This is a genomic window from Kiloniella sp., from assembly GCF_965205715.1.
Taxonomy (GTDB): domain Bacteria; phylum Pseudomonadota; class Alphaproteobacteria; order Kiloniellales; family Kiloniellaceae; genus Kiloniella.
Window position 1 is genome coordinate 1 of record NZ_CBDBHW010000004.1, and the last position, 14012, is coordinate 14012.

The following is a 14012-nucleotide window of genomic DNA, read 5'->3' on the forward strand; positions in this document are numbered from 1 at the left end:
ACACCTTCCACCTCATTCCAGCTCTTGGAAAGCCATGAAAAGTATAACTTTGTAAAACATTTCAATTTACGACGTTAAACACCCAAATTCGGTTTATTTTTCCCAATTTGTTTACTTGTGAAAGGAGGCCTTAACTATCGGGAAAGTATCCCTGAATTGATAATTCTACGCGAAAACTATTTCTAACTACGCAACTATTAGGCACTATGCCGCAACTGATAATAAACATAACCAGCCAAGTGGAGTATCCATGTCTATTGAGAATGGGTCTATTGAGAACGAGGTTCCAAATAATGAACCTATAGAGAACGAACCTTCAGAGAATAAGAATCTTCTTCACCTCATGAAGTCCAAAAGGTTCCTTCCTCTTTTCCTGACACAGGCCCTTGGCGCTCTAAACGATAACGTCTTCAAAAATGCCTTGGTGGTTTTGATTACCTACCGTCTGGCTGATAGTTCGGCTCTCCCGCCACAAATTATGGTGACTTTAGCGGCTGGTTTATTCATCCTCCCTTTCTTTTTATTCTCAGCCCTTGCCGGGCAAATGGCCGACAAATTTGAAAAATCGCGGCTTATTCGAATTATAAAATATTATGAAATTATTATCATGGCATTGGCGGCCTATGGCTTTATAACCCATTCGCCGAACTACCTGATGGTGGTTCTCTTTATGATGGGCACACAGTCCACCTTCTTTGGCCCCCTTAAATACAGTATTCTCCCGGATCATATGGAGAAAGACGAGTTGATCGGTGCCAATGGGTTGATCGAAGCGGGAACTTTCCTTGCAATCCTGATCGGTACCATCATCGGCGGCCTTGTCATATTATTGGATGGCGGGATTTATTTCATATCAACCATGGTGATCGTTTTGGCCATCGTTGGCGTGATAACCAGTTACTTTATTCCAAGAGCAGAAGCAGCCGATTCAACTTTAAAACTTAATCCAAATATCATTGCTGAGACCTATAATCTCGTCAAACACAGCGCAGGAAACCGCGCTGTCTTCCTATCCATCCTTGGCATTTCCTGGTTTTGGTTATTCGGGGCAACATTCCTTGCTCAATTCCCAACTTTCGCCAAAGACGTCATTGGCGGTAACGAGCAAATAGTCACCCTCTTTTTAACGGTATTTTCTATCGGCATTGCTATTGGTTCTCTGCTTTGCAACAAACTCTTAAAAGGCGAGGTTTCCGCGCGATACGTCCCATTTGGCGCTTTGGGACTTTCTCTGTTTACCTTTGATCTTTATGCAGCCAGCAGCTCGATAAACATAACAAGCACGACACTTATCAGCCTGACAGGTTTCTTTGCCAACCCGGATAATGTCCGCGTCTTGATAGACCTGTTTTTAATTTCCATAAGCGGGGGCCTCTATATCGTTCCGCTCTACGCGATATTACAAAGCGAGAGTAGCGAGAGCCATCGGGCCAGAAATGTTGCCAGCAATAATATTGTAAACGCCTTTTTCATGGTTGTTTCTGCAGTTGGTACAATTGGAATGCTCAAATTGGGTCTCTCTATCCCCGACGTATTCCTGACAATAGGCATTCTCAATCTACTTGTTGCTCTCTACGTATGTAAGTTACTCCCCGAGCTCCCAACAAAATTATTCTTCCGGCTGCTCTTCAAAATTTGCTTCCGGGTAGAGGTCAGGGGCGAGGAAAACCTTGAAGATCTCGGCCCCAAATCCGTTATTGTTATCAACCATGTGTCTTTCCTCGATGGCATATTACTCGCAGCTTTCCTTCCTGGTCGCCCAACGTTTGCTATCGATACTTTCATGGCGCAAAAGTGGTGGGTTAAACCCTTCCTCTCAGTCGTCGATTTTTATCCGATTGATCCGACCAACCCCATGGCGACAAAAACCATGATCGGCGTTGTGAAGTCGGGTAAACGCTGCGTCATCTTCCCCGAGGGCAGGATCACCGTTACCGGTGGCATGATGAAAATATTTGAGGGCCCAGGGATGATCGCAGATCATGCCGATGCTCCCTTACTGCCCGTTAACATCGAAGGTGCTCAATACAGCCGCTTTTCCAGATTAAAAGGAAAAGTGCGTCAACGTTGGTTCCCGAAAGTAATCATCACCATCCACCCTCCGAAAAAGCTTCGCCTCCATGAAGATGTGAGGGGGCGTGAGCGCCGTGCCGCCATCAGTGTGGGACTACACGATCTGATGAGTGAAACAGCCCTCGCTTCTTGCCCCGCAGAAGGAGGCCTTTTCAAGAACCTCCTGGACGCAAGAGACATTCATGGTGGATCCAGCCATGTGGTCGAAGATATCGAGCGCTCCCCTCTTGATTATGACAAGCTGGTCACCGGAAGTTTTGTTCTCGCCAGTAAGTTTGCAAACTTCACGAAAAGACAAGAAGTCGTTGGGGTGCTCCTCCCGAATTCCTCAGCCGCAGCTGTTACATTTTTTGCCCTTCAATCCAAAGGCCGAGTTGCAGCAATGCTCAACTTTACGATGGGTGAGAAAAATCTGTTGTCTTGTTGTGATACTGCAGAGATCAAAACCATTATCACGTCGCGAAAATTTATTGAGGTCGGTCGTCTTGATGACCTGGCTGATGCCTTAAGCAAAGAGTGTAAACTGATTTATCTCGAGGATATTAAGAAAGAGATTTCTCTCGGTAACAAACTTGCTGGCGTAATCAAAAGCTATTTTGCCCGGTCGGTTCACAATCAAGAAGCTCCCGATATCGACGATGGAGCTGTCGTGCTGTTCACTTCGGGTTCAGAAGGTGTTCCCAAGGGTGTGATGCTAAGCCATCAAAACTTGCTTTCAAACAGAAACCAACTCTCTGCCGTTGTTGATTTCAACTCTACAGATACCGTCTTCAACGCGTTGCCGATCTTCCATTCTTTCGGTATGACAGGCGGACTGTTGTTACCGGTCCTCTCTGGTATCAAAACCTTCCTCTACCCTTCTCCTCTGCATTACAGGATTGTTCCGGCTCTGGTATACGACACCAATGCCACAATTGTTTTTGGAACAGATACCTTCTTGAACGGCTATGCCCGCGTGGCACACCCGTATGATTTTTATTCTGTTCGCCATATTTTTGCCGGTGCTGAAAAGGTCAAAGATAGTACCCGTAAAACATGGTCTGAGAAGTTTGGGCTTCGTATTCTTGAAGGCTATGGGGCGACGGAAACCTCACCTGTTCTCTCCACCAATACCCCCTTGCAATATAAGGCAGGTACTGTGGGTCGTTTCTTACCCGGGATAGAAAGCAGGCTGGAACCCGTTCCCGGTATTCCAACAGGGGGCAGGCTTTTTGTGAAAGGCCCCAACATTATGAAAGGCTATCTTCTCGCCAATGCTCCGGGACAACTGCAGCCACCTGAAGACGGTTGGTATGATACCGGCGATATTGTTGTGCTTGATATAGATGGTTTTATTTCTATTCAGGGCCGCGCAAAACGCTTCGCCAAAATCGCAGGGGAGATGGTCTCCCTGACCGCAGCAGAAGATCTCGCCGGGAAAACCTGGCCCGGGTTCCAACACGCCGTGATTGCCCGTCCTGATGCAAAAAAAGGCGAACAGTTGATCCTCGCCACGGACTGCCCGACAGCAGCAAGACCAGAACTTCTGAGCTACGCCAAAGAAGCGGGAGTTACCGAGCTTATGATCCCGCGGGAGATTGAAATTCTAGGCAACCTCCCCGTTCTTGGAACCGGGAAAACGGATTATCAATCTTTGCAGCAACTTCTAGTTCCAGAACCCGAAGCTGCGACCGGTTAACTCTGTTCCCACATTGAATTCAGACAACAAAAAAAGCCCTCCAACCGGAGGGCTTTTTTTAGTAGAATATTTGAAAGGCTTAAATCATGCCAAGCGCATGTTTATAAACATCAATCAGTTCTTCTTGCTCAAGGCGTTCTTGCTGCTCAATCTTACGGAGAGAAACAATCTTGCGCATAATTTTGGTATCAAAACCAAGCGATTTCGCCTCTGAGTAAATTTCCTTAATATCGTCAGCGATCGCTTTTTTCTCTTCTTCCAAACGTTCGACCCGCTCAATAAAGCCACGGAGACGATCAGCAGTTACACCGTTGATCTCACCACCGGGAATAGGAGCAAGTTTCGGAGACTCCATCTCTTCATCGAGAGAGTCGTGAGAAACTGTTTCTTCAGAAGGTGTTTCTTCATAGCCTGCGTCGAAATCATCCATGCTCTAGGCCCTTTTATGCTGTCAGGTATAAATCAATCTGATGCGGAAATTAACGCTCGTCGTCTCGTTTGGCAATGCCAGAACAAAAGACTCCGTCTCATTTTCCAAATAAATCACAATTAGGAATATTTCCCAATTGCCTCAAGCATCAGTCATGAACTGGTTTGCTCTTTTCGAATGCAGCTTGTTGCTCGGCAGTTGCTTCTGTTTGATGCTTGGATTTCCATTCACCATACGGCATCCCATAGACGATCTCACGGGCTTGACCGTAATCCATGGCTTCACCCTTTTTCTCAGCTTCGGCCATATACCATTTAGACAAACAGTTTCTGCAAAAACCTGCAAGATTCATCATGTCGATATTCTGTACATCAGAACGTTCGCGCAAATGCCCAACCAGACGCCTAAAGGCCGCAGCTTCCAGTTCTAATTTTGTTTGTTTATCCATTGTATTTCCCATCTCCCATTCTTTAAACAGTGTCTGTGTTTGGATTCAGACAAAATATTGTGGCACTTCTCCGCTTTGTTGAGTAGATTTAGGATTTCAAATAGAGCATAGATTGATTATCTGGAATGGATGATTGTCTAATTTTGAGTTTGAAGTATTCGGTATCCTTGATGCCTCTGGCTCGCTTACGGATCATTCCTATACTGACATTACCAGCCTCTATCCTGGCGCTTGTGAGCTTGTGTTTGGCGTAGTTGCAGATGCCCACACAATGTTTCCGTAGGGATTTCGCGAACTTTTTTAGATAGAGCATCTGTGACTGATCTGCTATCAGGCACCAACGTTCCAGTTGCTCCGCCATCGCCTCAAATGAAGCGGCACTCCACAGCAGCTGAAGCTGTTCTTTCAAGACGTAAAGTGCATTCAGGTTGCTATTGCTCTCCAGCAACCTTTGCAGCTTGTCACTTTGTTTTTCACTCAACTTATCCGCATTTTTGAGCAACAGATAATGTGTCCCTTTCATCAACTCTTTACCACTTGGATCGGCCTTTCTGAACTCAAGTCGACGCTGATTATGGATAGCTTTGCTGTAGTTTTTCATGACGTGGAAACGGTCAAATACTATGTCGGCCAACGGCAAGGACTCTCTGACAGCCTTTTGGTAGGCAGGCCCCATATCCATCGCTACGGCCTTTATTTTGCAGGCTGTATCTGGTTGCAGTTGTTTCAAAAACCTTGAAAAAACCTCGGCAGTTCGGCCTGCTTCAACCCAGATCAGATGACCGCCAACCATATCGTAGACCACCGTCATGTAGTCATGACCTTTCGCCCGGGCAACTTCATCTACACCAATATATTCCAAGCCAGTTAGCTCTGCAGGATCAAGCGTAGGGAGAGTTTCAATAAGGTATGCCCTGTCGATATTCTTGACCGTTTCCCATCGTATATCCAAATGTCTGGAAACCGCTTGAATAGACATATGCCGACATAATCCACTGATCAGTCGGCAAAATCGGTGAGTGAAACGGCACCCTTTATCAACAAAATCACACCCCTCAATGCGGCGTTCGCCCTTGTTAATATAAACCTGCGCCAGCTCAATCTCGACCACACAAGGATACCCAAAAAGGGGGATGTCGTTTACTTGTCGGCGGACATGCTGGTTGATGCTTCCCTTCTGGCCTGTAGCAGGGTCTATAGCCCTCCTACGCGCGTCTCGGCTGCAGTGAATGACAATCTTAACACCGCCGTCATCCAGTTTAATTTCATTTACACGTTGCCCTTTGAGGCCTAAAATATGCTGCGAGATGTTGATTGTCATATACCTGCTCTATGTAAAGTTATCAGAAACCATACATATCAACAGGTTACTTGGCGGTCGGCATCTTTTTCTACTCAACAAAGCGGAGAAGAGCCAATATGGCACTTCTCCGCTTTGTTGAGTAGATTTAGGATTTCAAATAGAGCATAGATTGATTATCTGGAATGGATGATTGTCTAATTTTGAGTTTGAAGTATTCGGTATCCTTGATGCCTCTGGCTCGCTTACGGATCATTCCTATACTGACATTACCAGCCTCTATCCTGGCGCTTGTGAGCTTGTGTTTGGCGTAGTTGCAGATGCCCACACAATGTTTCCGTAGGGATTTCGCGAACTTTTTTAGATAGAGCATCTGTGACTGATCTGCTATCAGGCACCAACGTTCCAGTTGCTCCGCCATCGCCTCAAATGAAGCGGCACTCCACAGCAGCTGAAGCTGTTCTTTCAAGACGTAAAGTGCATTCAGGTTGCTATTGCTCTCCAGCAACCTTTGCAGCTTGTCACTTTGTTTTTCACTCAACTTATCCGCATTTTTGAGCAACAGATAATGCGTCCCTTTCATCAACTCTTTACCACTTGGATCGGCCTTTCTGAACTCAAGTCGACGCTGATTATGGATAGCTTTGCTGTAGTTTTTCATGACGTGGAAACGGTCAAATACTATGTCGGCCAACGGCAAGGACTCTCTGACAGCCTTTTGGTAGGCAGGCCCCATATCCATCGCTACGGCCTTTATTTTGCAGGCTGTATCTGGTTGCAGTTGTTTCAAAAACCTTGAAAAAACCTCGGCAGTTCGGCCTGCTTCAACCCAGATCAGATGACCGCCAACCATATCGTAGACCACCGTCATGTAGTCATGACCTTTCGCCCGGGCAACTTCATCTACACCAATATATTCCAAGCCAGTTAGATCTGCAGGATCAAGCGTAGGGAGAGTTTCAATAAGGTATGCCCTGTCGATATTCTTGACCGTTTCCCATCGTATATCCAAATGTCTGGAAACCGCTTGAATAGACATATGCCGACATAATCCACTGATCAGTCGGCAAAATCGGTGAGTGAAACGGCACCCTTTATCAACAAAATCACACCCCTCAATGCGGCGTTCGCCCTTGTTAATATAAACCTGCGCCAGCTCAATCTCGACCACACAAGGATACCCAAAAAGGGGGATGTCGTTTACTTGTCGGCGGACATGCTGGTTGATGCTTCCCTTCTGGCCTGTAGCAGGGTCTATAGCCCTCCTACGCGCGTCTCGGCTGCAGTGAATGACAATCTTAACACCGCCGTCATCCAGTTTAATTTCATTTACACGTTGCCCTTTGAGGCCTAAAATATGCTGCGAGATGTTGATTGTCATATACCTGCTCTATGTAAAGTTATCAGAAACCATACATATCAACAGGTTACTTGGCGGTCGGCATCTTTTTCTACTCAACAAAGCGGAGAAGAGCCAAAAAGAACCTGACCCCAAACTGGCCCGCGATCTTTTGCACTCTAAGCAGTATCACACCTATAAGGCCGAGATCATGGTTCCCGTTGATAAGTTCTTTGCCGCACTGGAAAAACGGACTGTATCTGCAATTACCGAGGCAGAAAGCTGGTCTGATTTTTACGCCTCTATTGCTTTAACAACCCTGGTACTCATTGCTATTGTTTCCGGTGTTACATTCTGGACCATTAGAAAGCGTATTATTTCCAACCTTGGTCATTTACGCAGAGCAATGCTTTCCTTATCAGAAGGCAACTTGGAAACAGTTATTAGACCAGTGGAACGCCAAGATGAAATTGGCGACATGACGGCCGCTCTACATGTCTTCAAAGAGAACGCCATTAAACAAGAGCAAATGTCTGCCAAAGAAATGGAAATGGTCGAATCTCGTGAAGAGCGTACGGCTCACATTGAGGAACTCGTTGAGAAGTTTGAGCACGATAGCAGCGATATTATGTCTCATGTTGGTAGCGCTTCTTCACAGATGAAAACCACTTCAAACGAAATGTCCTCCGTTGCTCAGGAAACAGCTCAACTTGCCAATACGGTCGCAGCTGCAGCCGAAGAAGCTTCTGTTAACGTTCAAACCGTTGCTTCAGCAGCTGAAGAACTCAGTTGTTCTATCAGTGAGATCAACAGACAGGTTGATGAATCCAACAAAATCGCTGGCGATGCAGCATCCAAGGCTGATGAAAACATTAAAACCATCAAAGGGTTGGAAGAAGCATCAAATCGAATTGGCGAAGTAGTCGGTCTTATTTCTGATATTGCAGAACAGACCAACCTTCTTGCGCTGAACGCGACGATTGAGGCAGCTCGGGCTGGGGAAGCTGGTAAGGGCTTTGCCGTGGTTGCCAGTGAAGTGAAAAATCTTGCTAACCAAACAGCAAAGGCAACAGACGATATTAGCGGCCAAGTTAACGAAATGCAGGATATTACCAGAGAGGCTGTGACGGCTATTGAAGCTATTGGTCAAACAATAGATTCAATGAATAATATTTCGTCATCAATCTCTTCGGCAATTGATGAGCAAGGCTCCGCAACTCAAGAGATCTCCCGCAATGTACAAGAGGCCTCCACCGGGACTTCCGAGGTTACATCAAACATGCAAAATGTCAGTGATGCGTCAATCCAAACCGGTAAGTCTTCTGAGCAGGTTCTCAACTCTTCAACTGAGCTAACGCAGCAAGCTGAAGAGATGCGTAAAAGCGTGGAAGCCTTCATTGCTGGGATTAGAGCCGCGTAATTTTTTAACACGAACCTAAAAAATCCCCGGGGCTTAACAAGGCATCAGGGATTTTTTTCCAAAAACAATTATTTGTTATGCGTAGTGACGGATTTCCTTCAGAGTAGGACAGTGCAGCACGTCTTCAAATGCCTCAATTAAGTTTGCAGCCCATTCTGCTATTCCTTCAGCACTTGAAATTAGATCCTGCCGGACCTCAATCAAAGCGTTTGGCAAACCACGAGGATTGACTTGTAAATCCATTGTTCCGCCATGCCCATCTCGTCCGGTGTAGGGCACGTTATCTCCACACTCAAAACCGCGATTTTTGAAACTTTCAATCAAAGGCAAAGGAATACGTGGGTCATAGTTCCACAGGACGCAGACTGGCCATGGTCTGGGTTCTCCATCCATCTCATGAGTCATACTGTGCATGGAAATAATAATCGGCACCTCACCCGTTTTGACCATGTCGTCAATCGTAGAGCTAATCTTATTTTGGTAAGGCCAATAGAAAGTCTTCAGCCGAGCCTCGCGCTCTTCAGGTGTCATATTCATATTTGCAGGAACGTGACAGCCATCGCTGATTTCAGGCATCAAGCCCGGGTTATCCAGTTTGCGGTTCGGATCAACGAGTAATCGGGAGAAATTACTAAAAATTGCTCTCGACTTGAAATGATTGGCAACAATCTCGGTTACTGCCTTAATCCCAATATCGTATGCGACATGTCGCTCCAGATGGTGATCATCTACTCCAAGGTTATTACGTGAACGCGGAATAAACGACGTTGCGTGATCGCAGAGAAACAGGAATGAGTTCTGTGAATTTTCGTTGATAATGTGTACCGGGCTTGGTTCATCCGAAGCCAGAATCTGGATATCCATTTCTTTCCCAAGGCATTGTTTCGTTTTTGAGGGTCGCTTAGAGATATATAGGTTCTGCCAGTTGAATTCCAACTCCACAGAAGCTTATTGGCCTCAGCTCCTGCAAAGTTTCTATCATCAAAGGTTAAAACCGACCAGATCTTTCGTTACAACGGCAAAGAACAACAATTTTATTAGCCTGGGCTTGACGAAGGCCACACTTAGTTTCCATAAAGGCAATTAGTGACAGTCACCATTCATGCCACCACTAATGCGAAGGCCCTGAAGATGAGCAGTATTGATCCTAATAGTTTCCTACGTGACCTCTTCAAAGCGGGATTGGATGCCGCGGACCCTCGCTTGGCTGTTCCAGGTTTTCTGCCCCCCCAACCCAAGGGTCGCACAATCGTCATTGGCGCCGGTAAGGCTGCTGCTGCAATGGCAAAAGCGGTGGAAGACAATTGGGATGCCCCATTGGATGGACTTGTCGTCACCCGTTATGAGCACGACATGCCAGAGGGCGAGAAATGTGAACGGATAGAAGTTGTCGAAGCTTCTCACCCGGTCCCTGATGCTGCTGGCCGTGAAGCGGCAAGGCGTATCTACGAAAAGGTTCAGGGCTTAACTCCTGATGATTTGGTTCTATGCCTGATTTCAGGGGGGGGATCTTCTCTGTTGGCCTTGCCTGCCGAAGGCGTAACCTTGGAAGACAAGCAAACCATCAACAAGGCGCTGCTTAAATCCGGTGCAAATATCATCGAAATGAACACGGTGCGCAAACACCTGTCTGCCATCAAAGGCGGCCAGCTCGCTGCGGCGGCCGCTCCGGCACAGGTTGTCAGCTTACTGATTTCTGATGTTCCCGGTGACGATCCCGATGTTATTGCCTCTGGCCCAACAGTGCCCGACCCATCCACTTTCGCCGATACCCGTGCGATCTTGGAAAAATATGACATCACACCTTCTCCAGCGGTTGCTCAATATTTGAACAACGATGCAACGGATACTCCTAAGCCCGGTAACCCCTGCTTTGACAATTGCTCAATGCACATGATTTCCCGCCCTCAGGACTCATTGGTTGCTGCGGCTAAAGTTGCTGAAGGAAAAGGCATCACGCCTGTTATTTTGGGAGATTCCATCGAAGGCGAAGCCAGAGAAGTCGCCAAGGTTATGGCTGGTATCGCTCGACAGGTCGCAAACTACGGCCAACCCGCTCAAGTCCCCTGTGTCCTACTTTCGGGTGGAGAAACGACGGTCACCGTTCGGGGGAATGGTCGTGGAGGACGTAACGCCGAGTTCTTGCTCGCTCTGGCCGTTGAATTGGACGGCGCCGCAGATATCTATGCGCTGGCCTGTGATACAGATGGTATTGATGGCAGTGAAGATAATGCTGGTGCGATACTTGGCCCTGACACCCTCGCCCGAGCTGAAAAAATTAGAACCAGTGCCAAGGCTCGCTTGGCCAATAATGACGGCTATGGCTTCTTTGAAGCCATCGGCGATCTTATTACCACGGGGCCAACACGAACCAACGTCAATGACTTCCGGGCAATCCTCGTCCTACCGAAAAGCTAAAAACCATTCATTTTAGCGAGTACGAATTCAAGTCAAACAGGTTGCCTAAAGGGCAACCTGTTTTTTTGCGCGTTTCATATCCAAGAGAGACTGCCCGCTGTAGAGCGCAACCGCGAACCAAATAACCCCGAACGATATCCCGTGTACGTGGGTAAAGGCCTCACCAAACAGAAATACCGCCAGCAATAGGTTAACCGTTGGTCCCACATACTGAATAATTCCGAGCGTAGAATAATTAAGCCTTCTTGCAGCCGCAGCAAAGCAGACCAAGGGGACAGTTGTTACAACACCTGCAAGCATAAGCAGGAGATCAAAATCCCATCCCATGGATAAAAAGACATTCTCGCCCTTCATTTCGCCCCATACCAAAAAACCGATAGCAATCGGTGCGACCATAGCGGTCTCAGCAAACAAACCAACCTGTGCTCCGACAGGAAGGCGCTTTCGGATTAACCCATAAAACCCAAACGTAAATCCAAGCGTTAAGGCAATCCACGGGAACTCCCCACCGACATAGGTAAGATAGCCCACAGCCAGTGTGGCAAGGGCAACGGCAATGGCCTGTATAGCTTTCAGACGCTCGCCCAATACCGCGACACCAAGAAGAACATTAACCAAGGGATTTATGTAATAACCAAGACTGGCCTCGACCAGTTTGCCGTTTGCAATCGCCCATATAAAAATCAGCCAGTTAACGGCGACCAGTAATGCACTGACCAGAAGCCAACCCCAAATTCGTGGATTGCGAAAGGTTTCTTGAACCTCCGACCATCTCTTTCGGGCCAACAGCAGGACGGCAAGCAAAACAACCGACCAAACGACACGGTGACTCATGACCTCAATGGGTTGTGCCGCAGCTATCTCTCTAAAATAGAGCGGTGTAAGTCCCCACCAAAAGTAGGCGGCCAGGGCAAAAAAGAAGCCCTGTAAGCTGTCGCGTGTCATCACATAGATTCCTAGAAGATTTTCGTCAGCCTACTCCTCGTTTTTCACATTAGCTAGATGGAAAATTCATCAAATCAAATTATTTTATAAAATATGCCAAACCGAATTAGGCTGCTGTATCAAAGCTGTTCTTGCGTAAAGTCTCCCTCCGAAACAGGGGGACATAATAAATACGGTTTAAACTTATATAGCTCTGTCGGATTTGGTCTGTATCATACGTCCTTGTTATAACCACAAAGATACCAACGAACATTTAGGCCAAACTCTCGACTTTTACGGAGACAGCATGCTTTATTCATTTTTGATTTATTCGGCCGAAGGAATTCATGATCGGCTATCGCCTGACGAACAAGAAATAACGCTCGATCAACATCGTGCTCTTCAAGCTGATTTGAAAGAGAAAGGTGATTTTGCAACTGCCCGACTAATGCCAGTAAGCAATGCCGTAACCATCAAGGGCCAAACTGATCCCAAACAAAAACCGTTGGTGGTTGACGGACCCTTTGCAGAAACCAAAGAACAGTTCGTTGGCTTTTATCTGGTTGAACATGACACTCTTGAAGAAGCCATTGCCACGGCTGAACGCATTTCCTCGCCTTATCACAGCATAGAAATTCGACCTGTCATGTGGTCAGGCGGGACACTTTCCGACATGAACCCCGTTGGAGCAGCCCCAAATTGACCAATATATTGGCTAAGTCTCAATGAGCGATCACCCCTGGCTAGATGCAAGGTTTTCAGAAATTCGCCCCAAGGCGATCGCCGCGTTAACGCGTTACTTCCGTGATCTTGATTTGGCCGAAGAAGTTTTCTCTCAGGCCTGCATCAGGGCGATGAAATCCTGGCCTGATAAAGGCCTGCCTGATGATCCCCTTGCCTGGCTTCTAGCCGTTGGGCGAAATGCCGGGCGCGACATTCTACGCAAACAAAAAAATGCGGATAACTACCAACAGGAAATCTCTTCATCTTTACACATAGAAAACCAGGAACAAACTGACCAGGGAGAGACTATCGATCAAGACGAACTGCGTGATGACATCCTCCGCCTGCTCTTTGTTTGCGCCCATCCAAAGCTAACCTTGCAAGATCAATCTGCACTAGCGCTCCGAATTGTCATAGGCCTGTCTGTCGAAGAGATTGCCCGTGCATTTCTCATTAAGCCTAAGACCATGGAACAACGCATTACCCGAGCGAAAAGGACCATAGGTCAAGCTGACATTCCTTTTGAGGCACCAGACATTGTTCAACGAGGTGAACGTCTCAAAACCGTATCCTTGATGGTCTATCTCCTCTTTAACGAAGGGTGGTCGGCAAGCTCTAGCGAGCTTCAAATCAAGATTTCTTTGTGTGAAGAAGCAATTTACCTCACGCGCCTTTTGCTCAATCTCTTTCCCGCACAAACAGAGTTAATGGGCCTGCTCGCTTTGTTCTTGTTCCAGCACGCCAGACACAAAGCACGAATTGGCAAACAAGGAGAGCTCATTGTTTTGGATGAGCAAGATCGAAGCCTCTGGAGCCAAACTCTCATTTCAGAAGCGCGTATCCTCCTCGACAAAGCCTTGCGTCACCATACGCCTGGGTCATTTCAAATTCAGGCCGCCATTGCAGCAGTTCATTCCACAGCGACATCCTCAAAAGAAACCGATTGGGCAGAGATCGAACGCCTCTACGCCATACTCTATCACTATGAACCAACACCTGTGGTTCGCCTGAACCATGCCGTCTCCCATGCAAAAGTACATGGCCCCAAAGCGGGCATAGAGATGTTAGAGCCTCTCGCAGATGAGCTTGCGGATTATCGATGGTACCATTCTGTCCTCGGTGCATTCCTCATGGATACGGGGCAATACGTGAAGGCAATGAAGGCTTATCAGAATGCCTTAGAACTCGGCCCTACAGAGCCAGAGAAACAGGTCTTATTGACAAAAATTGCCCAGTGTAATGACAAGTTGTGAAAATAA

The 14012-nt window shown here is 47.0% G+C and carries 12 protein-coding genes; 6 read left to right on the plus strand and 6 right to left on the minus strand.

The window, feature by feature from the left end:
* The first annotated feature begins 250 nt into the window (after nucleotides 1–250).
* Complete coding sequence (locus tag ACOGW3_RS04035; protein ID WP_419901793.1) at nucleotides 251–3751, plus strand: acyl-[ACP]--phospholipid O-acyltransferase; 3501 nt, start codon at nucleotides 251–253, stop codon at nucleotides 3749–3751.
* 79 nt (nucleotides 3752–3830) lie between these two features.
* On the opposite strand, the gene ACOGW3_RS04040 is transcribed toward ACOGW3_RS04035, so the two are convergent.
* From ACOGW3_RS04040 to ACOGW3_RS04050, 3 genes are all read right to left on the minus strand, one after another.
* Nucleotides 3831–4181, minus strand: coding sequence for a DUF2312 domain-containing protein (locus tag ACOGW3_RS04040; protein ID WP_419901794.1), 351 nt, complete (start codon nucleotides 4179–4181; stop codon nucleotides 3831–3833).
* Nucleotides 4182–4329: 148 nt separating this feature from the next.
* Entirely contained in the window at nucleotides 4330–4629 is a 300-nt protein-coding gene (locus tag ACOGW3_RS04045) for a DUF1244 domain-containing protein (protein WP_419901795.1), read from the minus strand.
* Nucleotides 4630–4717: 88 nt separating this feature from the next.
* A complete protein-coding gene (locus ACOGW3_RS04050) occupies nucleotides 4718–5950 on the minus strand; it encodes an ISL3 family transposase (protein ID WP_419901077.1) in 1233 nt (410 codons plus the stop codon).
* Between ACOGW3_RS04050 and ACOGW3_RS04055 the strand changes: the two genes are divergently transcribed.
* A complete protein-coding gene (locus ACOGW3_RS04055) occupies nucleotides 5937–6071 on the plus strand; it encodes a hypothetical protein (RefSeq protein ID WP_419901796.1) in 135 nt (44 codons plus the stop codon). The two genes, ACOGW3_RS04050 and ACOGW3_RS04055, sit on opposite strands and share 14 nt — an antisense overlap.
* A gap of 6 nt (nucleotides 6072–6077) precedes the next feature.
* On the opposite strand, the gene ACOGW3_RS04060 is transcribed toward ACOGW3_RS04055, so the two are convergent.
* Nucleotides 6078–7310, minus strand: a complete 1233-nt coding sequence (locus ACOGW3_RS04060; RefSeq protein ID WP_419901797.1) for an ISL3 family transposase — start codon at nucleotides 7308–7310, stop codon at nucleotides 6078–6080.
* Between ACOGW3_RS04060 and ACOGW3_RS04065 the strand changes: the two genes are divergently transcribed.
* The gene (locus ACOGW3_RS04065) at nucleotides 7297–8688 is read left to right on the plus strand and encodes a methyl-accepting chemotaxis protein (RefSeq protein ID WP_419901798.1); all 1392 of its coding nucleotides are present in this window, start codon (nucleotides 7297–7299) and stop codon (nucleotides 8686–8688) included. The two genes, ACOGW3_RS04060 and ACOGW3_RS04065, sit on opposite strands and share 14 nt — an antisense overlap.
* A 75-nt stretch (nucleotides 8689–8763) precedes the next feature.
* Here the strand turns inward: ACOGW3_RS04065 and ACOGW3_RS04070 are convergent, their stop codons facing one another.
* Nucleotides 8764–9624: an N-formylglutamate amidohydrolase gene (locus tag ACOGW3_RS04070; protein ID WP_419901799.1), complete on the minus strand. Its 861-nt coding sequence runs from the start codon at nucleotides 9622–9624 to the stop codon at nucleotides 8764–8766.
* A 195-nt stretch (nucleotides 9625–9819) separates the two neighbouring features.
* Here ACOGW3_RS04070 and ACOGW3_RS04075 point away from each other — a divergent pair, with 195 nt between their 5' ends.
* A complete protein-coding gene (locus ACOGW3_RS04075) occupies nucleotides 9820–11106 on the plus strand; it encodes a glycerate kinase type-2 family protein (protein WP_419901800.1) in 1287 nt (428 codons plus the stop codon).
* A gap of 45 nt (nucleotides 11107–11151) precedes the next feature.
* Here the strand turns inward: ACOGW3_RS04075 and rarD are convergent, their stop codons facing one another.
* Nucleotides 11152–12051 (minus strand): EamA family transporter RarD, encoded by a 900-nt coding sequence (rarD, locus tag ACOGW3_RS04080; RefSeq protein WP_419901801.1) that lies wholly within the window; start codon nucleotides 12049–12051, stop codon nucleotides 11152–11154.
* Between the two features lie 286 nt (nucleotides 12052–12337).
* Here rarD and ACOGW3_RS04085 point away from each other — a divergent pair, with 286 nt between their 5' ends.
* A complete protein-coding gene (locus ACOGW3_RS04085; RefSeq protein WP_419901802.1) occupies nucleotides 12338–12733 on the plus strand; it encodes a YciI family protein in 396 nt (131 codons plus the stop codon).
* 22 nt (nucleotides 12734–12755) lie between these two features.
* Complete coding sequence (locus ACOGW3_RS04090) at nucleotides 12756–14006, plus strand: RNA polymerase sigma factor (protein WP_419901803.1); 1251 nt, start codon at nucleotides 12756–12758, stop codon at nucleotides 14004–14006.
* The last annotated feature ends 6 nt before the right edge of the window (nucleotides 14007–14012 follow it).